Genomic DNA, 22,132 nt, shown 5'->3' with positions numbered 1-22,132 from the left:
CCCCGCTTGCCGACGGCGCCCTACCCCGCGACCGGCTCCACGCCGGTCGCTACGATGGCTTGGCCCGTCTTCGGGGCGTCACCACACGAAGAAACCACACCTTCTACCTCGCGCTCCTCGAGCGTCACGCGCCAGCGCCGGCCGTCAATGTGGCTGACCTCGCCGCTATCAGTGGCGGTGAGCTGGCCGTAGGAGAGCTCCTCGCCGGCGTCGATAAGCGCTCGGGCCACCGCCAACTCCGCCACCTGGCCGCGCGGGCCGAAAATACCGCGCCCGCGATTTACCGGGTAAAAATACTTTCCCCGCGCCGCCGCCGCAATCATCTGCGCGGCGGCTTCTTTATTCATTCGTCCAAAGGAATAGCCCCACGGCATGAGCATGACCGATGGCGCGAACCGGTGTCCCTTCGTGTGCGAGGTCTCCCAGACCATATCCGGGTAATCCTCCACCAGCTCCGCGGCCAACGGCCGCCCCTTGACCGCACAGCAGGTATCGCGCTTCGCGTGCGTACACACCAAAACCAGCGGTGTTTCCACTGCGCCGCCTCCATTGCGTCTAGGTCCTGTCAGATCCAGATCGAGGATTTTCTCCGGCCCCGTCAGCAGCACGAGTTCCATCACTCCCCGCTCGGCCCACACCAGGTAGCAGCGGTGCATCTTGCCTACCTGGCGGCCGTCGCGGCCCGGTCGGCGGATAAGCTGCAGCCCCGCCACGCCCTTCAGCTTGGCCTTGAGCTGCGCCGTGAGCTCCGGCCCAAAGGTATCGCCATCGAGCACGTCTCGCGACCATCCGCCCGGCCACTCAAAAAGCACATAGACGGATTCCTTCTTCGCCGTGCCTGGCAGCGGCTCTACCTGGATATCTGAACAGAACTCGGTCATATACCTAAGCCTAACCTTTCTGCATTTCAGCTCACACCCTTGGCCACAATTCGGCCACGAAATACCCCCTCGGCTATACAGTTCACGGCCGAAACTATAACCTAGGGGGCATGCTAAAAGTCCGTCTCGCCGCAACACTCCTCGTCGCTGCTTCCCTCAGCGGCTGCGCCGCCCAAGAGACGGACCGCACCACCATGGCTGCATCTGCGGATAACTCCCGGCTCAATCCACTAGGCCAGGCCAATATGGAAATGAAAACCCTCCGGCCGCAGGCCCCCTCCGAGCTCACGGTGACTAACGTGCGCATCGGCCAGCACGAGGGTTTTGAACGCGTTGTCTTTGAACTCGACGGCAGCGGCTCTCCCGGCTGGTTCGTAGACTATGCCGACACGCCCACGCAGCAGGGTTCTGGCAAGACTATTGACCACTCCGGCGAGACCGCACTCAATGTCAATATCGACGGCGTGGTCTACCCCTTCGAGGCGGGGAAGGACGATCCCCACATCGGCGTGGTGGATGCCCCCGTAGAGGGAGTCGTCACCCAGGTGGTCAATGGCGGTACCTACGAGGGCCGCTGCCAATTCGTCATCGGCATGACCTCGCGCAAGCCCTATTCCGTGCAGGTGCTCGATAACCCCACCCGCCTCGTAGTCGATATTCGCGATTAATAGGTCGCCTCCACCCGCCAGCGTCCGCCGGACCATACCAAAAGCCAGGCCCGCTGATGCTCTTCATAGTCGGCCTGCCCCACCACCTGCAGGCGCGCTACGTGCTGCGGGTTACTAGTCCACCACTGCGTATCCACCGGCCAGGGACCGGCCCAGCCCAGCACGCGGAAGCGATGAGCGCCCCAGCTCAATGCCACCGGCGCCTCCGAAAGGAGAGCCTCGGCGGTGACGAATACTTCGCGACGAGCGGCGTCGATAAGCCGGATGCGCGCGGCCGGATGATTAGGCCCACCGCCCAGCCGCGCAGGCAGGGGTGCCGGAATACGGCCAGGCCACTCGCCTTGTGGCGGTGCGTCGCGCTGCTCGCCATAGGGCACGTACTCGATGCGCTCGGCCACCCCACGGCCGCCCACCGCCCGCGGCTGCAGCACGCGGTCAACCCCCAGCTGCGATTGCACGCGAGCGATCACACGTTTGACCTGCTCCTGAGATCCCTCTCCGCCCCAGAGCCCGGTGGCGGACGGGGTGGCCACCTCCACCGGCTCCAGTGCGAGGCGGCGGATAGCCGCGCCCCCACCAGTGGCACGCGAGAGCCAGCCATCGAGCTGCCAGCGCACGCGGTCCGCGGTGGCCTGCTCCGTCAGCGCTTCCTGTGTGCGCCACACCCGCGCCAACTCCTCGCCGGTGCCAAACTCCGCCACCACGCGCAGCCGCAGGCAGACCTTGCCGGCCTCTTCCAAGCGGGCATGCAGCCGGGACGCTAGCTGACGGGCCGCGAAGGCCGCCGCGTCCACGCGCTCGATGCGCTCTTCCATTTCCACGGCCAGGTCTGGGCGTGCCAGTTCTGGGGCCACCCGCCTATCCGCACGAGCCTGGGCCAGTTCGTGCGCGCGACGCCCGGACTCACCGAAACGGGTAGCTACCTGCTTAAACGGCAGTGCAGCTAAGTCGCCCAGGCGGCGCACGCCCAACTTATCGAGCTGCGCAACAAACCCAGCATCAAAGCCCAAGGCCTCATCGGCGGCGAGCACTCCTATGGGCTGGGTGGCCAAAAACTCTCGCGAGCCGCCCTCTGGCACCACCGCGCCCATGCCACGGTGCCGGGCCGCGATAACGGCCGTAGCAATCTCATCGGCGACGCCGAGGGTGGAATCGAAGCCGGCGTACGAAGAGGCGTCGACAAGCATCTCTAATGCTTTCTCCCCGTGGTAGCGCAGCGCCGCGCCCGCGTCCACAATGGCCAAACCAGGGCGCAGCACCTCCACCGAGGACGCCACCGCATCCAAACCGGCCGCAACCTCCGCAAACGCCGCACCATCCCGGTCCGGGTTAGCCTCCATCACCGCCGCCTCGGGACACAACGCTTGGGCCTGACGCAGGCGCATCCCACGCCGCACCCCCGCCCGGCGCGCCGCTCTATCACATACCGCAACCGCGTGATTGCGCGCAATGACCATAGGGCCCTGCCCGCCGACGGCCTGGATGGGCCAATCCGGAAACCACACAGCCGCTACCCTCATACGGCCTCCAGTCTGCGGTGTTGGCCCACCGTGAGCACCCCGCGCACGCTAGCCTGCTTCGAGGTCACCTCAACGTCCATGTCCACGCCGCGAATGCGCCCACTGCCCTTGCCGACGCCCCGATAGGCACTCACCTGCGCTCCTATCTCCACCGCCGTGCCGGGCAAGCGCGTGCCCACCGTCAGCACCGCCGCGCGCCCGCCGCGCACCTTCGCCAGCACCGGCCGGGCCTTGGTTGGGCTCACCTCACCGGGCGGCCCATGATGGATGACTAGGTCCAGTCCTTCCGCCAATACCCCTGTCACCATCCAGGAATCCACGCCCGGATCTGGGACGGTTACCACACGTTCGATAACACCTTCCTCGGCCACTTGTGTGAGTAGAAGATCTGGCCACCCCACTACACCCACATGCCCACCGCGGGCCGTGAGGTGACAGATAAGCTCCACCACAAGCGCTGGACAGTTAGTACAGTGCACCACGTGCCGGCGCGCCAAGCCGCCCGCAGGAAGCAGACGTGCCAGGCCAGGAAGCGTATCTACCAGCTCCTCTTCCGGGCCACGCTCCATAGCGCGCATGCGAGTACGCAGCATCGCCACACGGTCCGACCTACTTAGTCCGGCCACCGCTTTTTCTAGGCGAACGCTCGTTTGATTCACCCGAATAGTATGAACCCTCACCCGGACACATGCAAGTGTATGTTCGAATGGTAGCCTTAGCGGCATGAACTTCAACGCTGCCTACGGTGCCATGCGCGAGCACACCACCCCCATTCCCACTCCGCCATGGGTGCGTTTGGGTTCGTCCATCCTCATCGGTGCGGCCGTGGCGCTTTTGGCCAGCCGCGCACATATTTTTGCTGCACTAATCGGGGCGCTCGTGTGCCTCGTGGCAGCTTTCGTTCTCGTCTTTGCCCACCCCTACCGCCACGCGATGCGCGATTATGCCACCAAGCGCAATGTCACTCTGGTTCCTAGCATCGCACAGCTCGTGCCACTGATGATTCTGTGGCTTATGGTGATGCTCGCCCCCATCGTGGCCCTACCCGCGTGGGGCGCCGGCCTGGTATGGCTGGTGGTTTTTGGCCTGAGCTTTCTCGTCTTCCCCCACGTGGATGGCACGCGACGGCTCGCGTTTGCCTAATCTATACGACACTTTTCGGGGTTATCCACAGCTTTTCCGCCCCGCCTCGGGTATGTAGGCCGGGTTATCCACACAACTGGCCGCAGCGGTTGCGCCGGCCGTGCGCCGGTGTAGGTGCGCGTCGTAGCGTTGCAGGCATGAACGCACTCGAGACCTACCTCACTGCCTTAGGCCCCGGCATGGACATCATCGCCGGGTGCCAGGGCATGTCCGGGTCCGAGCTTATGGACCACGGCGCGCCCGATGCCATCGCGGCCGATCTGCTTCTTTTGTGTGAGAGCTACTTTGGCCGCACCAAATTTACCCGGCTACAGCGCCGTGCTATTGCCGACGCCCGTCGCAACACCCATTCTATCGCCACACTCACCGCCCTAGAGCGCATTGTTAACCGCGCCCCGAGCAAGAAACAGGCCTGGGAGCTACGCGCGGAGTGCTGCGCAATGACCGGCGCGATGAGCCATATTCTCAAGCACGCCCGCCGGCGCCTGCACGAGATGAAAGACAACACCGTTACTCCAGGTGTGCGCACTTACCGACGCCCCAATGACTACTGGACGCTTGCCATCACCGGAACCTCTAGTTTCATCGCGGATCTCAACGCCGCGCTGGCCGCGACCGGGAAGCAATCGCTCGAGGCGGTAGAAAAAATTTTCTTTGACCAGGCAGCGGCCGCGCGGGCAGAGGTGATAACCAATGCCATCGTGCCATTAGACAAATTCATTCGCATCCGCGACGGCCACGGCGACGATATCGAGCTCGACCTGACCAATGGCGCCACCATTACCGGCACCGAATATCTGCGGCGCGTACTCAACGACGTCGGCTTTTCTGGCGATAGAGAAACCGGCTACGTCACGCTCGTGCACCCCGAAGAAGGGCCGGTCAACCTCTACCGCACGGCGCGCGTGGCCAATGACAAACAGCGCATCATGGCCGCTGCAGAAAACCCACGCTGCGCCTGGCCGGGCTGCAACCAACCGGCCGATCTCTCCCAGGTCCACCACCTCAAGGCGTGGAGTAACGGTGGGGAGACGAATATGAAAAACCTGGTCATGTGCTGCGCCTACCATAACGGCGTCAACGATGATGACCCCAACGCTCCGCCCCGGCGCGGCCGCCTCGAGCGGGTGGGCGGGCGCATTGTGTGGCGTCCACCGTTTACCCCGCGCGAGTAAACACGCTCCTCAAACGCGCGAAAAGGCGCTCAGAGATAGCCTGAGCGCCTTCTACGCATGCCGTTTTACTCCCACTCGATGGTTCCCGGTGGCTTGGAAGTGCAGTCCAAGACCACGCGGTTGACGTCCTTCACCTCATTGGTGATGCGGGTAGAAATTTTCTCCAGTACCTCGTATGGCAAGCGGGTCCAGTCCGCAGTCATGGCGTCCTCCGAGGACACTGGGCGTAGCACGATCGGGTGGCCATAGGTGCGGCCATCACCTTGCACACCAACGGAACGGACGTCGGCCAGCAGCACGACCGGGCACTGCCAAATCTGGTCATCCAGGCCGGCATTGGTCAGCTCGGTGCGGGCAATGAGGTCCGCCTCACGCAGCGTCTCCAAGCGTTCCTCGGTTACCTCACCGATAATGCGGATACCCAAACCTGGGCCTGGGAATGGCTGGCGGTTAACGATTTCTTCCGGCAATCCCAGCTCGCGGCCGACGGCGCGTACCTCGTCTTTAAACAGCAGACGCAGCGGCTCAACCAGCTCGAACTCCACGTCATCTGGCAAACCGCCAACATTGTGGTGAGACTTAATATTCGCCGTGCCATCGCCGCCGCCAGACTCGACGACGTCCGGGTACAGCGTGCCCTGGACGAGGTAGTCGACGGTGGAGCCTGCGGGGGCGTCGTCAAGCACGCCCGCTACCGCGCGCTCAAAGGAACGGATAAACTCCGCGCCGATGGCCTTACGTTTAGCTTCAGGGTCGCTAACGCCTGCCAGCTTTTCCAGGAAGGCAGCGCGTTCGTCCGCGGTCACCAGCTTCGCGCCGGTGGAGGCGACAAAGTCCTTTTCTACCTGCTCGCGCTCGCCGGCACGCAGCAGGCCGTGGTCAACAAAGACACAGGTGAGGCGATCACCGATAGCACGCTGCACCAGCGCGGCCGCCACAGCCGAATCCACACCGCCGGACAGGGCGCAAATAGCGCGGCCTTCCTCGCCCACCTGGGCGCGGACATCGGCAATGAGCTGCTCGGCGATATTATCGGCCGTCCAGTTCTGCTCTAGGCCAGCAACCTCAGTAAGGAAGCGGGTAAGCACCTCCTGGCCGTGCGGCGAGTGCTGTACCTCAGGGTGGTACTGCACACCGGCCATCTTCTTGTCTAGGCACTCCATCGCTGCAACCGGAGCACCGGCCGAGGTGGCCGTAACCTCAAAGCCTTCGGGAGCGGCAGATACGGCATCGCCGTGAGACATCCACACCTTGTGGGTAGCCTCTAGGCCTTCGTGAAGTACGCCGCCCTTAACATTCATATCGGTACGGCCGTACTCACGCTCGCCAGTCGACGACACGGTGCCACCAAGCGCATGGTTCATGGCCTGGAAGCCGTAGCAGATGCCGAAGACAGGAATGCCGAGCTCAAGCAGCTCCGGCTTCAGGGCCGGGGCACCGTCAGCATAGACGGAGGACGGGCCACCCGACAGGATAAGCGCGGCGGGATCTTTAGCTTTGATTTCCTCCACAGACGCGGAGTGAGGGACAACCTCGGAGTAAATCTTGGCCTCGCGCACGCGACGGGCAATAAGCTGCGCGTACTGAGCGCCAAAGTCCACAACGAGGACGGGGCGCGGGGTAGTGTTTGGCTTAGTCACGCCCCATAGTCTAACCCACTAAACTGATAGCTTATGAAGCGCTTGGCTATTGTGCTCACCACCGGGCTATTGTTATGCGGTTGTGACGCTACCCCAACTACGGCCAAGGTGACGTCTGCGCTGGATGAACAAGGTCCACAACGGGTAACACTCCCAGCCGCAGAAGTCTTTGGAAGCAAGTGGGACGAGTGGGCTCCCTTATGCGGCACTCAGCAGGCAGAGCGCATGGGATACCCAGAAGTAGCGCATAATTCGGTAGTGCTGCGCGCGAAAGAGGAAAAGAAGGTTGTAGAACTCAATCCTGCGGGAGCACGCGTGTGCCCAGTCCACGATGCAGGACAATGGCGGCCGATGTCGCGCGAGACCACATGGAGGAGGGAAGGCGGTTGGCAGTTGGTTTCCTGACCACCCTCCTTCTCCGCCACGCTCTACCTCTCCAGAGGAAAAGAAAGCTTGAAGACAAAACGCGGCTGCGCCAAGAAAGCACAGCCGCGTTCGAGATTGCCATTTAGTGGCGGACGGCGAGCTCAACCTTCTGGAAGGACTTCAGGTCGGTGTAGCCGCACTTTGCCATGGAGCGGCGTAGCGCGCCGACCAAGTTGGTGCGGCCGAAGGGCTCGCTGGAGGGACCGTGCAACACCGTTTCAAGCGAAGGAGCGGCAGACTCTTCTGCAGCTTCGGCCGGGGTACCGGCGGTGAGGAAATCAACATCCAAGTCGGCATCAGCTCCGGAGAACTGGACGAAGCCGCGGGGGAAACGCGGGTGACCGGCCGTGGCGGGCCAGTACCAGCCTTTACCGCCGGCCTCGCGGGCCTGAGCAAGCAGTGGGCCGAGAGCGACACTGTCGGCGCCACAAGCAAAAGCCTTGGCAATATTGCCGGAGTTTTCAAACTCGGTATCGGCGATGATGTGCACGTAGCGGCCGCCAGTCTCGTCGAGGTAGTCGCGGCGGGCGGCAGCGGCGTCGGCAATAGCGGTGGCCATGGCCGAGTCGATACCAACGGTCTCGGCGTTGGTCGTCACGCCCGCGCCCACGATAACGCCGGCCGCGCCAGTGCGCATCAGGTGCAGCGCGGTGGTGTAGTCGGTAACTCCGCCCGCGATGACCGGCACATCCAGCGATCCGATGAACTCCTTGAGGTTCAACGGCTCGCCACCAGTAGCTACGTGCTCGGCCGAGACCAGGGTGCCCTGAATAAACAGCAGCTCGGCACCGGCCGCGATCACCTTCGGGGCCATCTCACGAGCATTTTGCGGAGAAACGCGCACAGCAACGGTGACGCCGGAGTCACGGACTTGGGAGATGCGTTCGGTAAGGAGGGCGTCGTCAAGCGGGGCGGCGTGCAACTCCTGAATGATGGAGTTATCGCCCGGCTGCGAGTAAATGCGAGCTAGAGCGCCTTCGAGATCCTCGTGGCGGCCCCACAACCCCTCAGCATTAATGACGCCCAGGCCACCTTGCTTGCCCATCTCGATGATGAACTCGGGCGTGGCGAGCGCATCGGTGGGGTGGGACACGAAAGGGATGTCGAAGGTATAGGCATCGATGTGCCAGGTGGTATCCACGTCCTTGGAGGAGCGGGTACGGCGTTGCGGCACGATGGATAGTTGCTCTAGATCAAAGGTGCGGCGGGCCTCGCGGCCGATGCCAATTTCGGCGTATTCACGCATGATATTCCTAGCGGTAGTTTGGTGCTTCTGCGATTTGCTGCAGGTGGTGCGGGTGGGATTCCTTCAGGCCCGCGGCGGTGATTTGAACGAAGCGCTTGGTCTTCAGCTCGGCCAGGGTGGCGGAGCCGGTATAGCCCATGGAAGCGCGCAGGCCGCCGATAATCTGGTGCACGATGGCATCGATATCGCCGCGGAAGGGCACTCGGCCCTCGACGCCTTCTGGAACCAGCTTGTCCTCGCTGCGAACATCGGCCTGGAAGTAGCGATCCTTGGAATAGGAGCGCTTTTCGCCGGAAAGTCCACGGCCCTGCATGGCACCCATGGAGCCCATGCCGCGGTAGCGCTTGTACTGCTTGCCCTGGTAGACCACGATGTCACCGGGCGCCTCAGTGGTCCCGGCAAACATGGAACCCAGCATGACGGTATCGGCGCCGGCCGCTAGGGCCTTGGCGACGTCGCCGGAGTACTGCATGCCGCCATCGCCGATCACCGGTACACCGGCCGGGCCAGCTACCGCGGCGGCTTCCATCAGGGCCGTAATCTGCGGCGCTCCCACGCCAGCGACGACGCGGGTGGTGCAAATGGAGCCCGGGCCAATGCCGACCTTGATGGCATCCGCGCCGGCATCAATCATTGCCTGGGCGGCCTCACGGGTGGCAAGGTTACCGCCGATGACATCGACCTTGGAGCCAAAGTCCTTTTGGACGCGGGAAACCATTTCCAACACGCGGTTGTTGTGGGCATGGGCGGAATCGACGACGAGGGCGTCCACGCCGGCGTCGACAAGCGCGGCGGCGCGCTGGTAGGACTCCTCGCCGGTACCGATGCCGGCCGCAACCAACAGGCGGCCGGCCGAGTCCTTCGACGCGTTAGGGTACTGCTCGGACTTTACAAAGTCCTTGACGGTAATCAGGCCGGTGAGCTTATTATCCGCATCGACGATGGGCAGCTTTTCCACCTTATTGGCCGACAACAGCTCGAGGGATTCCTCCTTGGATACGCCCTCGCGCGCTACGACGAGCGGCATGGCCGTCATAACCTCGCTGACCTTGCGATCAAAGTCAGGCTCGAAGCGCATATCGCGGTTGGTGCAAATACCGACTAAAGTGCCGTCCTCATCTACCACCGGCAGGCCGGAGATACGGAAGCGGGCGCACAGCGCGTCTACCTCCCCAATGGTCATATCCGGGCGGGCAGTGATGGGGTCGGTGACCATGCCGGACTCGGAGCGCTTGACTATTTCTACCTGCTCGGCCTGGTCCTCGGTAGACAGGTTGCGGTGCAGCACGCCGATGCCGCCCTGGCGCGCCATGGCAATGGCCATGCGGGCCTCAGTCACGGTATCCATGGCGGCCGAGGCAAGCGGGACGCCGAGGCGAATATTGCGGGTAAACTGCGCGCCGGTATCGACCTCGGAGGGCACGATATTGGATTCGGCGGGCAACAGAAGCACATCGTCAAAGGTCAGGCCGCGCAGGGCTACCTTGTTCGGGTCATCTCCACCAGTATGAATACGGTTCTCGCTCATCGAGGTCTCTCCTTAACAGGTTTAGCGGCTACCACAACTGTAGTGCTTTGCCGGCCGACGACACCATTTGGGCAGGGGTAAATTGCCTCGGGAGGGTAAGTTCAATAGGCTCGCAGGCGTGAACTTCTTCGCCAATATGCCCCGCGATCCTTTCGCCGATGACCCGAATGACCCCGCCTCCTTCCTGGAGGAGGACGAGCAGGCCATGCCGCTTACCGACGACGACCGAATCGCCATCATCCACGACCTCGCGCTGGTGCAGAAATTCGCGTCCATCCTCGGCCCGCGCGGCATCGACGGCATCTTCTTCCTCTGCGAGGATTGCCAGGAAAATCACTTTTATGAGTGGGATATCATGGCCGCAAATATGCGCGCCACGCTCGAAGGGGAGCTAGCGCCAGTGCATGAGCCAGGCGCCGAGCCGGATCCCTCCCGCTATGTTCCCTGGGACTACGCCCTGGGTTACTTGGATGGCCTAGAGGGCCGCTAGCTTCTACTGCTGCTGGCCCAACTCGATGGTGGTCGTCGGCTCATCCTCAACGTTGGGGTTGGGCTGCGGGTTTGGCTGCCCTTGTTCCGTGACCACCACGGTTTCGGTGGCGTACTGAGTTTCGGTCACGGTAACCTGCTCCGGCTGCTGTTCCGGTTGGGAAGCTTCTTCCGCCACGGTTTCGGTGGCGGTCTCCGTCACGGTGTGCGGGGCGGGCTTCGGGTGCGCAGAGCGCTTGTGTTCCGCCTCACTGTTGGCGGCGATGGCCTTTTCTTCCTTGCCTTCGGCCGCGTCCAGCTTGGCTCGGGCATCCCTCATCAGTTCCCGAGCACCTTCAATATCGCCTTCGGCCGCGCGAGATTCCATCTCTTCCAGCGTTCCGGCCAGCTCTACATTGCGGGTCTTATCCCCTTTATCAAAAGTTCCGGCATGCAGCATTGCGCCACCGGCTCCAGCAATGACTAGGGTTGCAGCGGCCGCGCCAATGAGACCATGCACGAAAGGCCCGCCGCGGCGACGCTTGCGCGCCTTACCAAGATCAATAACCTGAGGCTCCGCCTCAGCGCCTTCTACCAGCGGGGCCGGAGGCATGTGCTTGTCGACGTCCCCCTTTAACTCCAGCAGCAACCCCGCCAGGTCATCCTGACGGTCGGAAGGGTCGTTGCCTTTCGAAAGCTCAGTGAGGAATGCATCATCATCGACCAAGGGCTGGAGCTGGTCCGCTAGGTCGTCGTTATCGCCGTGGTGCTTAGAAGCCATGATGGTGTCTCTCCCCCTTCCTTTCTGTTATGAAATACCTGCTGTGAGATTGGGCCACAAGCCCCTTAGTGTGCAGTTTCCTGCGCGACTTGGAGGGTCTTTCGCAATTGAGCTAGTGCTCGGTGTTGTGCCACACGGACCGCGCCTGGAGTGGAACCCACAATTTCCGCAGTCTCTTCTGCTGACAAACCGTTGAACACGCGCAGAATAACGATGTTTTTCGCCTTATCACTTAATGTATCGAGCAAGGCGCGCATTCTGTTACTACCGTCGGCCTCTAGCGCCCACTCTTCAGGAGTGGCTTCACGCGCGGAGTCTTCCGGAATTTCTTCGGTAGGCGTGGACTTATCGCGGCCCATCGCGCGGTGAGCATCAGTGACCTTATTAAATGCGATGCCATAAACATAGGCCATAAAAGGACGGCCCTTGTCCTCATAGGAACCAATCGAGGTAGCCACTGCTAGGCAAATCTCTTGGGCCACATCTTCCGCGGTGGGTTGGCGGCCGCCCCCGATGCGGGCGCGGCAGTAACGCAGGACCTGCGGGTGAATGATCTGCAGGACTTTTTGCAGCGCTCGACGGCTGCCGTCGACGGCATGCGGAACGAGATCCGCTAGCTCCTGTTCCCTATCGCTCACGTATGCACCCTCTGAGATGTTTTCGACCGGTAACTAACCATATTGGCACACGGGGAGTTTATGCAAAGGCAACGCGCAGCCCCATTACCTATGCAAGCTGAGCGGCAGAAAATTCACAAACCGTTAACCTTCGGCGTTTGCGCTGGTAAACCATGGTGCAGGAAGAGGAAGTGCGAGAATAATACTTAAAAGTCAAAAATCGGTAACCCACCGTTTACCCACGCGCGAAACACTACGTGAGGTTGCTTTCCGCGACGCTGCGGAAGCCACACAAGAATTCTCGCCCTTACAAAGGAGCTTAGTAACGTGTCTCAGCCTCATTTGCTTCCCGGTCCCACCGCTGACCTGTGGGATTGGCAGCTACAAGGCGCCTGCCGCGGAGAAAACTCGGACGTATTTTATCACCCGGATGGCGAGCGCGGCCGCGCCCGCGCCCAGCGCGAGAATCGCGCCAAAGCCATCTGCAATTCTTGCCCGGTCATTGATTTGTGCCGCGAGCATGCCTTGCAATCCGCCGAGCCCTACGGTGTCTGGGGCGGAATGAGCGAATCCGAACGCGTGGTAGAGCTTCGCCAGCGTCGCCGCGCCGCCGCGCCGGTCAACGCTTAAGGCAGGAAAGTTAGGGGGAGACGAGGGCGTCGGCAAAAACGCCCCGTCACCGAGTCACGCTGTTCGGCTAAGTCTGCTGGCGTGCCGCTAAAGACCGCCTGGCCGCCGGCCAAACCGGCTCCGAGGCCCAAATCGATGGCGTAGTCCGCGTGCGCGAGCACAGCCAGGTTGTGGTCGATACGGATGACGGTATGGCCGGAGTCCACCTGCTCATCACGCCCGGCTCCACGTAGACCACACCCGCGCCGTTGCGCTTGAGGCAGGCACCCTCGAAACTCGCGGAATAAGAGTGCGGGTTTGATGCCATTGGCCTTGGCGAAGGCCTTGCGAACGGGGTCGGTATCACCGGTGACCTTGATGTATTCCACGGCCCTAGTCCAGGTACAACAAAACCCGCCTCGCGGGAAGCGGGGCGGGTGATGTTGGTAGCCAGTTTAGTGCTGGTGGCCGTGACCGGTGTCAGCTGGCTGCTCTTCCTGTGGCTTTTCCACCACGGAGGCCTCGGTGGTAAGAACCATGCGGGCCACGGAAGTGGCGTTGACCACGGCCGAGTGGGTGACCTTGACTGGGTCAATGATGCCGTTATCAATGAGGTTTCCGTACTCCAGGGTATTGGCATTGAAGCCTTCGCCATTGGACATCTCGGCAACGCGGGAGACGACGACAGCACCGTCGAGACCGGCGTTTTCGGCGATCCAGAACGCCGGGCGGGTCAGCGCGCGGGCGACGGCGAGGACGCCGACCTTTGCTTCGCCCTCAAAGCCCTCAGCGAAGGACTCCAGCTCCTTAGAGATCTGGACCAGCACAGAGCCACCGCCGGCGATGACGCCTTCTTCAACGGCCGCGCGGGCCGCGTTGATGGCGTCTTCGACGCGCAGCTTGCGCTCGTTGACCTCGGTCTCGGTGGCGGCGCCGACGCGGATGACGGCCACGCCACCGGAGAGCTTAGCCAGGCGCTCCTCCAGCTTTTCCTTATCCCAGGTGGAGTCGGTGCGCTCGATTTCGCGGCGGATCTGCTCGCGGCGCTCCTCTACCGCTTCAGCAGTGCCGCCACCATCGACGATGACAGTGTCTTCCTTGGTGATGGTCACGCGGCGAGCGGAACCCAAAACGTCGAGGCCAGCCTCGTTGAGGTTAACGCCCACCTCTGGGTCGATGACGGTGGCGCCGGTAACGACAGCCAAGTCATCCATGAAGCCCTTGCGGCGCTCGCCAAAGTACGGGGCCTTCACGGCCGCGACCTTGAGCACCTTGCGGATGGAGTTGACGACGAGCGCCTGCAGCGGCTCGCCCTCAACGTCCTCTGCGATGATGAGGGTTGGGCGGTTGGTCTCGGCGATCTTCTCCAGCAGCGGCAGGAAGTCCGGCAGGGAGGAGATTTTATTGCGGACGAGGAGCACAGCGGCGTCGTCCAGCACGGCGTGGTAGGTCTCTTCCTCCGTAGCGAAGTACGGGGAAAGGTAGCCCTTGTCAAAGGAAATTCCCTCGGTGACATCGACGGCGGAGTCGATGGTCTGGGATTCTTCGACGGTGACAACGCCGTCCTTGCCCACCTTGTCCATAGCACCGGCAACCATCTCGCCGACCTCCGGGTCGCGGGAAGAGACGGTGGCTACCTGGGCAATCTCGGACGAGGAGTTGACCGCGGTGGCGCGAGCCTTGAGCTCCTCCACGGCCTTTTCGGCCGCCGCCGCGATGCCGCGGTTAAGCTCGATTGGGTTAGCGCCAGCTGCGACGTTGCGCAGGCCTTCGAAGATGAGTGCCTGGGCCAGCAAGGTGGCGGTAGTGGTGCCGTCACCTGCGATGTCGTTGGTCTTGACTGCAACGGACTTAACCAGCTGGGCGCCGAGGTTCTCGAATGGTTCCTCGATGTCGATATCGCGGGCGATGGTCACGCCATCATTGGTGACGGTGGGGCCGCCAAAAGCCTTGGACAACACGACGTTGCGGCCGCGCGGGCCGAGAGTGACCTTGACGGCATCAGCCAGCGTATCGACGCCGCGCTGAATTCCCTCGCGGGCTTCTTGGTCGAATGCAATAAGCTTTGCCATAGTGAGGCCTACTTCTCGATGACGGCGAGCAGGTCACGGGAGGACAGCAGCAGGTACTCCTCACCGTTGTACTTCAGCTCGGTGCCGCCGTACTTGGAAAAGACCACGGTATCGCCCTCGTTGACGCCTACCGGGGTGACCTCACCCTTGTCGTTGGTGCGGCCTGGGCCTACTGCAACGACGGTAGCTTCCTGCGGCTTTTCCTTAGCGGAATCCGGGATAACCAGGCCGGAAGCGGTGGTGGTTTCAGCTTCTACGATCTGTACGAGGACGCGGTCCTCGAGAGGCTTAATGTTTGCCATGATGTTTCCTCCGTAGTGTTCGTATGCGCGCCGGTATGGCACGCGCGTGCCGGTTGTGGATGTCCAGCACAGCCGTCGTCGCGGGTGAACAACTGTGGGTCAAACAACCTGATTAGCACTCTACCCTCGCGACTGCTAACCCTCAACAATGACCCGGCCCACATTCTTAAGCCCTCAGCGATCCTTTCAGCGCTCCCGATTCCCCGCGCGTACAAAGCCGGCAAGCGCCAGCTTGACGACGCCCAGGGCGATAGACATCGCACCAAAAATTACGGCGAAGGCCGGCCACCACAGCTGCTCCACCAACGTCTGGCCGAAAGGAACCTGTGGGGTGAGCAGGTGGTGGAGTGGGAGGAGCGTCGCCAAGCACAGCGCCCAGACCACGCCGGCCGCAGTCAGGGTGAGGCAGGCCACCTCCCCCACTTGTATGCGCGCCCAGGCCCCGGGGGTAGCGCCGGCGAGGGTGAGGCCGCGGATATCGGAGGCAATGCGCCCGTGCATGAGCAGCGAGGTGAGCACGGCACTCACGATGCTGGGGGCAAAGACAGGCCCTAAAAGGGCGACGAAGACCTGCCAGGACGATAGGGTGCCGCCGGCGCCTGCGGCGCTTTCAAAGCGCAGGCCAGAGCCTACGGCGACGATAAATCCGCCGACGAGGACCCACGGCACGATGTGCGGGGTAGAAAAGTTGCGACGCACGCGTACATTGGCCCCAGCGATGCCGGCCGCGCGGGTCCATTGGTCGATAGCGGGCATAAGCCAGGGCCAAAAGAGGGCGACGAGGATGACCAAGCCCATCTCGGCCGAGAGAAGATCGCCGGGATCGGCAATGTGCAGGCACCCGTAAACCGTGCTGCCGATGGCTGCGGACGCGAGCAAGAATTTCACCACGGTCCAGGCCGGGTGTGCGGTGGTGCGCGGCCGGAAGACTCGGCGCAGTGGAGGCAGCGCGCCAACTAGCGCTGCGGACATGCAGACTATGACCGCAATGACCGTGACCTGGCCAGTAATGGCAAGGTCCGGCATGGGGATGCCATCGCTGCGTAGCGCGCGTACGCACGGAGCGAGCAGCGGGCCGGCCGGCAGTACTCCAAGGAGCCCTGCGGCCGCGCTGACTACGGCGACCTGGCCTAGAATGAAGGCAATAATCATCCACCCCGGCATGCCCACCATGCGCCAGGAACGGTAGACCGGCTCGCGCTCGGCGATGATAAGGCGCATTTGCGATAGCGTCACCAACACCACCACGCACAGGGCCATGCCGAGTACCGTGCCGCCCACCGGGCCGGCGGGGTTTTCTTCGGCCCCGGAGGAGGCGACCAGCATGGCTAGCGCCAGGGTGCACGAGGTGGAAGAGACCACCAACGTCAGCGCCACGGCCAGCCACGATAACCAATTGGACTGTAAGTCCTTAAGCCACACCAGCATGGGCTACCTCCTCAAGGGAAATAACGCGGTCGGCCGCTTCAGCGGCGAGGTGCGAGTGGGTCACCATAATCACGCTGGCGCCATCGCGGGCGGCGGTGCGCAGGTGGGAAAGGACGGTGGATGCGGTGGCGTCGTCAAGCGCGCCTGTGGGTTCGTCGGCGAAGATATAGGGCGCTTGAGCCAGCAGGGCCCGGGCTACAGCCACGCGTTGTTGCTGACCACCGGAAAGCTGTGCGGGCAGGCGGCGCTCCAGACCAGCAAGGCCGAGCGAATCAAAGACCTCCGCCACCCGGCTGCGTGACGGGCGCCGGCCGGAAAATCGCGCGGTCAAGGTGGCATTGCGCTGCGCATTGAGGGATTCCAAGAGGTTATAGTCCTGGAATACAAAGGCACGCTGCCTGCGCCCCGGCGCGTTGACTTGTCCGGAAGTGGGTTTATCCAGCCCGGATAGCAGGTTTAGGAGCGTGGTTTTACCGCTACCGGAAGGCCCCATGATGGCGACGAATTCGCCCGGGGCGATGGAAACAGTGACCCGCTTGAGCACAGTGCGGCGGCCGTAGCGCTTGGTGAGATTTTCTGCTTTTAACATGCCTTTGATTCCACTCGGCCGCGCAGAAGAAAGACATGGGGCGGGCTGCCCAGAAAATGGTAGAGCTAGCTCTACTGCTCCACGCCGGGTAAGGCGGCTAGGCTCTTGGGTTATGCGAACCCTCAAAGCCTGCGCGTGGAGCCTTGTCCTTGGCGCGCTATTTATCCCGGCATTGGTGGTTTCGGTGCTGATGCTGCCGTGGGTTCCGCTGGTGGGACGCGCCGCGGAATTTGTCGGCCGGTTGGGTGCACGGTGGATGGGCGTGGAGATCCCTTCCCGGCGTGCGGGCCGGTGGTTTGATTGGCAGCAGTTTTATCACCTTATTATGCAGCTATTGCTTTCAGCTGCCTGCTTTGCCGCGTGGACTGCCTTGGGTTTTACGGCGGGTGTGCTGGTCATTGCGCCATTCGTGCCAAAGACCGAATTCTCCTTTGGCGAGTGGTCTACCACCAACCGGCCGCTCATTTTCTTTACCTGCTGGCTCACCGCGCCGTTGCTGGTGGCTTTATTGGTGGGGCTCAACCGCCTGTTGGTCTTGGCGTCGACCTCGTTGACTCGGCTGGCGTTGAGCCCCTCGGCCGAGGAGTTGGCGGCCTCGCGCGCCACGCTTATCGATGCCTTCTCCGGCGAGCGCCGCCGCATCGAGCGCGAGCTGCACGATGGACCGCAGCAGTACCTGACCGCGCTCAAGCTCAACTTGGCGGCGGCGAAGTGGCAGGCCCCGTCCGAGGCGCTGCCTGCTTTGGCCGATGCGGAACATAATGCTTCTTTGGCCCTGGCTTCCCTGCGCGCAACGGTGCGCGGCATTGCCCCGCAGGTGCTTTTCGACGCCGGGCTTATCCCCGCCCTCGACGAGCTACTCGCCCACTCCGGGCTGGAGACTGAACTGCACGTGGACGGGCCGGAACGCTCCGTGGACGAGACCACTGCCCTGCTGGCCTATCATGCGGTGGCCGAGGCACTTACCAATGCCTCCAAGCACGGCGCGGCCACCGAAGCCACAGTAATGGTTACCTTTGAGGACATGTTGCGCTTGGACATCGTTGATAATGGCACCGGCCCCGACCGCCCCTCGGCCGAGGCAGCCGCTTCCGGCGCAGCGACAGACGCCACGACGGGGGCCGGTACCGGCATAGCCGGGCTACGCGAGCGCGCCGCCGCACTGGGCGGCACGCTAAAACTTGCCGCGGCACACGAGACTGCCGCGGGCGAACGCGGCGGCCGACTACTAGTCGAGCTGCCGCTGAAGGAGGCGGAATGAAACTATTACTCGCGGAAGATTCCGCGCTGCTGCGCGCCGGGCTCGAGCAGCTACTCAGCTCTTTGGGCCATAGAGTTACAGCCGCCACGGATGCCGAAGAACTGCGCGCAATCGCTGGGCGAGAAGCCTTCGACCTCATTATCAGCGATGTGCGCATGCCGCCCACCATGACTGACGACGGCCTGCGAGCCGTCCATGACCTGCGAGCGCTAAACCCTACCCAACCAGTGGTGGTGCTAAGCCAATACGTAGCGGCAAGCTACCTCGACCGCCTCTTGGAGCACGGGGGATTTGGCTATCTGCTCAAAGAGCGCGTCTCTGATGTAGAGGAATTCGTGCGCACGCTCGACGAGGTCGCCCGCGGCGGCACCGTGGTGGACCCAGAGGTGGTTACGGCACTGCTGTCTGCAAAGCGCACCGGCCTCGCCCAACTCACCTCACGCGAACGGGAAGTGCTGGGGCTTATGGCCCAAGGATTGAGCAATAAAGAAATTGAAGACACGCTCGTTCTTAGCGCTGGAGCGGTAAGCAAGCATGTCTCCAATGTTTTTACGAAGCTCGGGTTCCTGCCCGAGGATTCTAACCGACGGGTCAAGGCCGTGCTGGCGTGGCTGCGCCACACCGAGCGCTAATAACGCCGGCGACGCGAGCTACTTCTTGGAGCTGAGTCCACTCAAAGCATCGCTGGAGCTCAGGGAGCTGCCGCCTTCCGGATCCTGTGGCACCTCTGGGGTGTCGGGGTCGGTAGAGGCGTCGGCAGGCGCAGCGCCACGGTCCTTCTTCTTCAGCGAAACCTTGTCTACCAGGGTGTTATCGGCTTCGTTGAAGGTAGCGAAGGTGAGCTTGTCATCGGAGACATCCACGCGCATGTAGTCCTCGGTGTAGTCCTGGCGCCACATGGCGGTGGACTCATGGGCGAGCTTCGGATCGATGGTCTCCATGCGTGCGCCCTTGTGCTTCTGATTATTAACGTCAGTGAAGTCGTAGTACTTGCCGCCACCCGCGGTGGTGGTGGTCAGATACAAGGACTCACCATCCTTGGGTTCGAGGACATCGCCGCGCTGCGGCTTCTTTTCTGGCAGGACTGGCTTGTTGTTTTTCATCAGGTGGCTGCGGGTGTAGATGTGGTCGTGGCCGGAGAGCACGGCATCCACGTTGAGCTCAGAGAGTACCGGGGTGAGCTTCTCGCGCAGGTTGGTGACGTCCTTATCAAAGTGGTGCGAGCCCTGTGAATACGGACCGTGGTGCATGCCAACTACGATCCAGTCATTATCCGCGCCACGAGATTCCACGGCCTCGCGCAGGAATTGCTCGTGGCGGGCAATATCGGCGTCGGAAGAAGCATTGGAGTCCAGGCCAATAAAGAGCACGTTATTGCGCTCGAAGTAGTGGTCGCGGATATCTTCGGCCTGGTGGGGGTTAGAGAAGTGCTCATCATGATGTTTCATGGTGAGGTTATAAGTCTCGTGGTTGCCCGGAACGGTATTGGTCGGGATGTGACGAATTTCCGGGGCGGAGAAGTAGGCATCGTACTGCGGCACTTGGGCGCCCCAGCCTTCTACTTGATCCCCTAGGGACCAGATCATGTTGGCATTGGGCACATGGGAAGCCGCGTGAGCGATGGTCTTGCGCCACTGCTCCGCTTGGTCATCTACCTTGAGGTCCACGCCGATTTGCGGGTCTGCAACGGTGAGGAAAGACCACTCATCGCCATTGGAGCCGGTGTTAAAGGTCTCTGGTTCGGACCAGCCGCCTTCCTCAGAGCCAACGCGGTAGGAGTACTCGGTATCCGGCTGCAGATCGGTGGCGGTGGCGAACTGGGATTTATAAAGCAGGGCGCCGTAATCGCGTTCCTCGGCGCGGAAAGTCTTGGTGCCTTCCGGGCCGGTAACCTCGAGGACTTCGTCGGCTTTGGACTTGGTGCGCCACGTAACCATTACCTGGGATTCATCCTCGCCCGGCTGCAGGATGGTGCGGTAGATGGGCGAATCAGCGGCCAGCGCCGGGGTGGCGGGCACGATGGTGGCGGCACCGCCCACGGCAAGGGCGGTAACGAAGGAGGCGACGAAGCGCGATGATCGAAGCATACAGTTTTCACCTTTTGGAGTCTTAGAAAAAGCAGTACGGCTCCCTAGGACACCATAAGAATGTGAACACCGTATTACGAGCGCGCGAAAAGCGCTTGAACCCTACCTGTGAGGGGCTAGGTTTAAAGGCTCTTGGTGGAATTGATAACGGCCGCGCGCCAGAGCGTGTACTCCTCTGGGTTATCTTCGCGGTAGTTCTTGACGGCGCGAATGCCCTGCTCCACGGACTCGATGACGGCGTCAATGGTTTTATCTTCGCCCTCGGCATCAACGAAGATGACCGGACCACAAATGGAGCGGATGGGGTCTTGCAAGAAAGCGGCATTGCCGGTGGCGGCGGCGTTGCGCGCCAAGGAGGCTACTGGGTTGGGTTCGGCGCCTTCGGCCTTGGCTTCGGGGTTGTAGAGCGCCGCATAGGTGGTGCCGTCTTCTTGGAATACTACGGAGACGCGGCCCTCAGTGGTGCCGCCCAAGAACTGGTTGGCGTGCTCCAGCTCGAATTCCAGCTTGCGGCGAGTGAGATCAGGGTTGACAAGGAAACCGACGGTCATGAGAGAAAGCTCCTTCACAAAGCCAAGAGGGCATGAACGCCTTTTAGGGTACCGGCCCCGCACCCCGCCTGCAGAGCGAGAAAGAAGAACTTTAGGTTAACTGCGGCTCTTCCACATCCAGCTGGGTATCGGTGCCAACTCCGAGGCCAGAGGGCTGGGCACCTTCATGAATAAGCTGCGCACCAATGGCCGCGATCATCACGCCATTGTCGGTACACAGCGAAAAGCGCGGCACGCGCAGCTCGACCCCAGCGGCGGCACAGCGCTCGCTAGCCAGCTCGCGCAGGCGGGAATTAGCGGCCACGCCGCCTCCCAGTAGCAGCACCCGGGCGCCCGTGTCCTCGCAGGCACGCACGGCCTTGGCGGTCAGGACATCGGCCACGGCTTCCTGGAAGCTGGCGCAGACATCTTCCACGCTGATGGTTTCCCCTGCCTTTTCGGCGCGCTCCACGTAGCGGGCCACGGAGGTCTTGAGCCCAGAGAAGGAAAAATCGTGGCGGTGCGGGCCGCGCAGATCCTCGGCGCGGGACATGCCGCGCGGGAAATCGATGGTGGCTTCGCCGCGGGCGGCGAGCTTATCAATCACCGGGCCACCGGGGTAGCCCAAACCGAGGAGACGGGAGACTTTGTCGTAGGCTTCACCGGCGGCGTCGTCAAGCGTAGAGCCCAGCTCGCGCATGGGCTTGCCGACGGCCTCAACCTCCAACAGCTGCGTATGCCCGCCCGAGACCAAGAGGGCCACCGAATGCGGCAGCTCTTCGCCTTCCAGGTTGGCCACGGCAACGTGGCCGCCTAGGTGGTTAACGCCGTAGAAAGGCACGCCCCAAGCCGCGGCATAGGCCTTGGCGGCCGAGGCACCCACCAGCAAAGCACCGGCTAGCCCTGGCCCCACGGTGGCGGCGATGGCATCTGGCTTAGCGATGCCCGCCTCATTCAGCGCCGCCTGCATCACCTGCGGCATGGCCTCAAGGTGGGCACGGGAGGCGATCTCCGGGACGACGCCGCCGAAACGCGCGTGCTGCTCCATGGAGGAAGCGACAGCATTGGCGATGATTTCCATGTGGCCGTCCTCGCGAAGCTCGACGATGCCCACGCCGGTTTCATCGCAGGAGGACTCGATGCCCATGATCTTCATGACTG

Annotated in this window: 23 protein-coding genes and 1 pseudogene; 8 read left to right on the top strand and 16 right to left on the bottom strand. The window is 62.5% G+C overall.

Annotated elements, in window-relative coordinates; all coding sequences use genetic code 11:
• Positions 1 to 20: 20 nt before the first annotated feature.
• On the bottom strand, positions 21 to 881 hold the full coding sequence (locus MHK05_RS07410; protein ID WP_239205815.1) for a sucrase ferredoxin: 861 nt from the start codon (positions 879 to 881) through the stop codon (positions 21 to 23).
• A gap of 110 nt (positions 882 to 991) precedes the next feature.
• Between MHK05_RS07410 and MHK05_RS07405 the strand changes: the two genes are divergently transcribed.
• Entirely contained in the window at positions 992 to 1,549 is a 558-nt protein-coding gene (locus MHK05_RS07405) for an AMIN-like domain-containing (lipo)protein (RefSeq protein WP_023020638.1), read from the top strand.
• On the opposite strand, the gene MHK05_RS07400 is transcribed toward MHK05_RS07405, so the two are convergent.
• Entirely contained in the window at positions 1,546 to 3,069 is a 1,524-nt protein-coding gene (locus MHK05_RS07400; protein WP_239205813.1) for a DNA polymerase Y family protein, read from the bottom strand. The genes MHK05_RS07405 and MHK05_RS07400 overlap by 4 nt on opposite strands.
• Positions 3,066 to 3,728, bottom strand: a complete 663-nt coding sequence (gene imuA', locus MHK05_RS07395) for a DnaE2-dependent mutagenesis accessory factor ImuA' (RefSeq protein WP_524535284.1) — start codon at positions 3,726 to 3,728, stop codon at positions 3,066 to 3,068. Before imuA' ends, MHK05_RS07400 begins: the two co-directional genes overlap by 4 nt.
• 64 nt (positions 3,729 to 3,792) lie before the next feature.
• Here imuA' and MHK05_RS07390 point away from each other — a divergent pair, with 64 nt between their 5' ends.
• Both MHK05_RS07390 and MHK05_RS07385 read left to right on the top strand, forming a co-directional pair.
• Positions 3,793 to 4,212, top strand: coding sequence for a hypothetical protein (locus MHK05_RS07390; protein ID WP_239205811.1), 420 nt, complete (start codon positions 3,793 to 3,795; stop codon positions 4,210 to 4,212).
• A 137-nt stretch (positions 4,213 to 4,349) separates the two neighbouring features.
• Entirely contained in the window at positions 4,350 to 5,387 is a 1,038-nt protein-coding gene (locus MHK05_RS07385; RefSeq protein WP_023020634.1) for an HNH endonuclease signature motif containing protein, read from the top strand.
• Positions 5,388 to 5,452: 65 nt separating this feature from the next.
• Here the strand turns inward: MHK05_RS07385 and guaA are convergent, their stop codons facing one another.
• A complete protein-coding gene (guaA, locus tag MHK05_RS07380; protein ID WP_239205809.1) occupies positions 5,453 to 7,027 on the bottom strand; it encodes a glutamine-hydrolyzing GMP synthase in 1,575 nt (524 codons plus the stop codon).
• A 33-nt stretch (positions 7,028 to 7,060) separates the two neighbouring features.
• On the opposite strand from guaA, the gene MHK05_RS07375 reads away from it, so the two are divergent.
• Positions 7,061 to 7,432: a hypothetical protein gene (locus tag MHK05_RS07375; RefSeq protein WP_239205807.1), complete on the top strand. Its 372-nt coding sequence runs from the start codon at positions 7,061 to 7,063 to the stop codon at positions 7,430 to 7,432.
• Between the two features lie 103 nt (positions 7,433 to 7,535).
• Here the strand turns inward: MHK05_RS07375 and MHK05_RS07370 are convergent, their stop codons facing one another.
• The gene (locus tag MHK05_RS07370; protein ID WP_239205805.1) at positions 7,536 to 8,699 is read right to left on the bottom strand and encodes a GuaB3 family IMP dehydrogenase-related protein; all 1,164 of its coding nucleotides are present in this window, start codon (positions 8,697 to 8,699) and stop codon (positions 7,536 to 7,538) included.
• Between the two features lie 7 nt (positions 8,700 to 8,706).
• Positions 8,707 to 10,227: an IMP dehydrogenase gene (gene guaB, locus MHK05_RS07365; protein WP_239205803.1), complete on the bottom strand. Its 1,521-nt coding sequence runs from the start codon at positions 10,225 to 10,227 to the stop codon at positions 8,707 to 8,709.
• A gap of 118 nt (positions 10,228 to 10,345) precedes the next feature.
• Between guaB and MHK05_RS07360 the strand changes: the two genes are divergently transcribed.
• Positions 10,346 to 10,717: a DUF5319 domain-containing protein gene (locus MHK05_RS07360; RefSeq protein ID WP_239205801.1), complete on the top strand. Its 372-nt coding sequence runs from the start codon at positions 10,346 to 10,348 to the stop codon at positions 10,715 to 10,717.
• A 3-nt stretch (positions 10,718 to 10,720) separates the two neighbouring features.
• Here MHK05_RS07360 and MHK05_RS07355 read toward each other — a convergent pair whose 3' ends face one another.
• A complete protein-coding gene (locus MHK05_RS07355) occupies positions 10,721 to 11,476 on the bottom strand; it encodes a hypothetical protein (protein ID WP_023020629.1) in 756 nt (251 codons plus the stop codon).
• A 65-nt stretch (positions 11,477 to 11,541) separates the two neighbouring features.
• Positions 11,542 to 12,114: a sigma-70 family RNA polymerase sigma factor gene (locus MHK05_RS07350; protein WP_049359746.1), complete on the bottom strand. Its 573-nt coding sequence runs from the start codon at positions 12,112 to 12,114 to the stop codon at positions 11,542 to 11,544.
• A gap of 306 nt (positions 12,115 to 12,420) precedes the next feature.
• Between MHK05_RS07350 and MHK05_RS07345 the strand changes: the two genes are divergently transcribed.
• Positions 12,421 to 12,723, top strand: coding sequence for a WhiB family transcriptional regulator (locus MHK05_RS07345; protein ID WP_023020627.1), 303 nt, complete (start codon positions 12,421 to 12,423; stop codon positions 12,721 to 12,723).
• Here MHK05_RS07345 and MHK05_RS11960 read toward each other — a convergent pair.
• The 5 genes and pseudogenes from MHK05_RS11960 to MHK05_RS07320 all read right to left on the bottom strand — a co-directional run.
• Positions 12,720 to 13,073 (bottom strand): annotated as a pseudogene (locus MHK05_RS11960) (hypothetical protein); the annotation flags it as partial. The gene MHK05_RS07345 and the pseudogene MHK05_RS11960 overlap by 4 nt on opposite strands.
• Before the next feature lie 84 nt (positions 13,074 to 13,157).
• Positions 13,158 to 14,774 carry a chaperonin GroEL gene (groL, locus tag MHK05_RS07335; protein WP_023020625.1) on the bottom strand — a complete coding sequence of 539 codons (1,617 nt, stop codon included), beginning with the start codon at positions 14,772 to 14,774 and terminating at the stop codon, positions 13,158 to 13,160.
• 8 nt (positions 14,775 to 14,782) lie between these two features.
• The gene (groES, locus tag MHK05_RS07330; protein ID WP_005322702.1) at positions 14,783 to 15,076 is read right to left on the bottom strand and encodes a co-chaperone GroES; all 294 of its coding nucleotides are present in this window, start codon (positions 15,074 to 15,076) and stop codon (positions 14,783 to 14,785) included.
• Positions 15,077 to 15,262: 186 nt separating this feature from the next.
• The gene (locus MHK05_RS07325; RefSeq protein ID WP_239205799.1) at positions 15,263 to 16,504 is read right to left on the bottom strand and encodes an FtsX-like permease family protein; all 1,242 of its coding nucleotides are present in this window, start codon (positions 16,502 to 16,504) and stop codon (positions 15,263 to 15,265) included.
• Positions 16,488 to 17,093 (bottom strand): ABC transporter ATP-binding protein, encoded by a 606-nt coding sequence (locus tag MHK05_RS07320; protein WP_023020623.1) that lies wholly within the window; start codon positions 17,091 to 17,093, stop codon positions 16,488 to 16,490. Before MHK05_RS07320 ends, MHK05_RS07325 begins: the two co-directional genes overlap by 17 nt.
• 112 nt (positions 17,094 to 17,205) lie before the next feature.
• Here MHK05_RS07320 and MHK05_RS07315 point away from each other — a divergent pair, with 112 nt between their 5' ends.
• Positions 17,206 to 18,354 carry a sensor histidine kinase gene (locus MHK05_RS07315; RefSeq protein WP_239205797.1) on the top strand — a complete coding sequence of 383 codons (1,149 nt, stop codon included), beginning with the start codon at positions 17,206 to 17,208 and terminating at the stop codon, positions 18,352 to 18,354.
• Positions 18,351 to 18,986, top strand: a complete 636-nt coding sequence (locus tag MHK05_RS07310) for a response regulator transcription factor (RefSeq protein WP_239205795.1) — start codon at positions 18,351 to 18,353, stop codon at positions 18,984 to 18,986. Before MHK05_RS07315 ends, MHK05_RS07310 begins: the two co-directional genes overlap by 4 nt.
• An 18-nt stretch (positions 18,987 to 19,004) precedes the next feature.
• On the opposite strand, the gene MHK05_RS07305 is transcribed toward MHK05_RS07310, so the two are convergent.
• The 3 genes from MHK05_RS07305 to tsaD all read right to left on the bottom strand — a co-directional run bounded on the left by MHK05_RS07305 (position 19,005) and on the right by tsaD (position 22,127).
• Positions 19,005 to 20,441 (bottom strand): purple acid phosphatase family protein, encoded by a 1,437-nt coding sequence (locus MHK05_RS07305; protein ID WP_239205793.1) that lies wholly within the window; start codon positions 20,439 to 20,441, stop codon positions 19,005 to 19,007.
• Between the two features lie 122 nt (positions 20,442 to 20,563).
• Positions 20,564 to 20,992, bottom strand: coding sequence for a hypothetical protein (locus tag MHK05_RS07300; RefSeq protein WP_200288251.1), 429 nt, complete (start codon positions 20,990 to 20,992; stop codon positions 20,564 to 20,566).
• Between the two features lie 91 nt (positions 20,993 to 21,083).
• Positions 21,084 to 22,127 carry a tRNA (adenosine(37)-N6)-threonylcarbamoyltransferase complex transferase subunit TsaD gene (gene tsaD / locus MHK05_RS07295; protein ID WP_239205791.1) on the bottom strand — a complete coding sequence of 348 codons (1,044 nt, stop codon included), beginning with the start codon at positions 22,125 to 22,127 and terminating at the stop codon, positions 21,084 to 21,086.
• Positions 22,128 to 22,132: the final 5 nt, after the last annotated feature.

It is taken from the genome of Corynebacterium nasorum (assembly GCF_022347325.1).
Classification (GTDB): domain Bacteria; phylum Actinomycetota; class Actinomycetes; order Mycobacteriales; family Mycobacteriaceae; genus Corynebacterium; species Corynebacterium kefirresidentii.
The sequence above is the reverse complement of the archived record's forward strand: the minus strand, read 5'-3'. Positions and strand labels throughout refer to the sequence as shown.

What these genes read in the sequence shown, in the direction of transcription:
- MHK05_RS07410 (WP_239205815.1), bottom strand. Translation starts at nt 881, where the DNA reads ATGACCGAGTTCTGTTCAGATATCCAGGTAGAGCCGCTGCCAGGCACG.
- MHK05_RS07405 (WP_023020638.1), top strand. Translation starts at nt 992, where the DNA reads ATGCTAAAAGTCCGTCTCGCCGCAACACTCCTCGTCGCTGCTTCCCTC.
- MHK05_RS07400 (WP_239205813.1), bottom strand. Translation starts at nt 3,069, where the DNA reads ATGAGGGTAGCGGCTGTGTGGTTTCCGGATTGGCCCATCCAGGCCGTC.
- MHK05_RS07390 (WP_239205811.1), top strand. Translation starts at nt 3,793, where the DNA reads ATGAACTTCAACGCTGCCTACGGTGCCATGCGCGAGCACACCACCCCC.
- MHK05_RS07385 (WP_023020634.1), top strand. Translation starts at nt 4,350, where the DNA reads ATGAACGCACTCGAGACCTACCTCACTGCCTTAGGCCCCGGCATGGAC.
- MHK05_RS07375 (WP_239205807.1), top strand. Translation starts at nt 7,061, where the DNA reads ATGAAGCGCTTGGCTATTGTGCTCACCACCGGGCTATTGTTATGCGGT.
- MHK05_RS07370 (WP_239205805.1), bottom strand. Translation starts at nt 8,699, where the DNA reads ATGCGTGAATACGCCGAAATTGGCATCGGCCGCGAGGCCCGCCGCACC.
- guaB (WP_239205803.1), bottom strand. Translation starts at nt 10,227, where the DNA reads ATGAGCGAGAACCGTATTCATACTGGTGGAGATGACCCGAACAAGGTA.
- MHK05_RS07355 (WP_023020629.1), bottom strand. Translation starts at nt 11,476, where the DNA reads ATGGCTTCTAAGCACCACGGCGATAACGACGACCTAGCGGACCAGCTC.
- groL (WP_023020625.1), bottom strand. Translation starts at nt 14,774, where the DNA reads ATGGCAAAGCTTATTGCATTCGACCAAGAAGCCCGCGAGGGAATTCAG.
- groES (WP_005322702.1), bottom strand. Translation starts at nt 15,076, where the DNA reads ATGGCAAACATTAAGCCTCTCGAGGACCGCGTCCTCGTACAGATCGTA.
- MHK05_RS07325 (WP_239205799.1), bottom strand. Translation starts at nt 16,504, where the DNA reads ATGCTGGTGTGGCTTAAGGACTTACAGTCCAATTGGTTATCGTGGCTG.
- MHK05_RS07320 (WP_023020623.1), bottom strand. Translation starts at nt 17,093, where the DNA reads ATGTTAAAAGCAGAAAATCTCACCAAGCGCTACGGCCGCCGCACTGTG.
- MHK05_RS07315 (WP_239205797.1), top strand. Translation starts at nt 17,206, where the DNA reads ATGCGAACCCTCAAAGCCTGCGCGTGGAGCCTTGTCCTTGGCGCGCTA.
- MHK05_RS07310 (WP_239205795.1), top strand. Translation starts at nt 18,351, where the DNA reads ATGAAACTATTACTCGCGGAAGATTCCGCGCTGCTGCGCGCCGGGCTC.
- MHK05_RS07305 (WP_239205793.1), bottom strand. Translation starts at nt 20,441, where the DNA reads ATGCTTCGATCATCGCGCTTCGTCGCCTCCTTCGTTACCGCCCTTGCC.
- MHK05_RS07300 (WP_200288251.1), bottom strand. Translation starts at nt 20,992, where the DNA reads ATGACCGTCGGTTTCCTTGTCAACCCTGATCTCACTCGCCGCAAGCTG.
- tsaD (WP_239205791.1), bottom strand. Translation starts at nt 22,127, where the DNA reads ATGAAGATCATGGGCATCGAGTCCTCCTGCGATGAAACCGGCGTGGGC.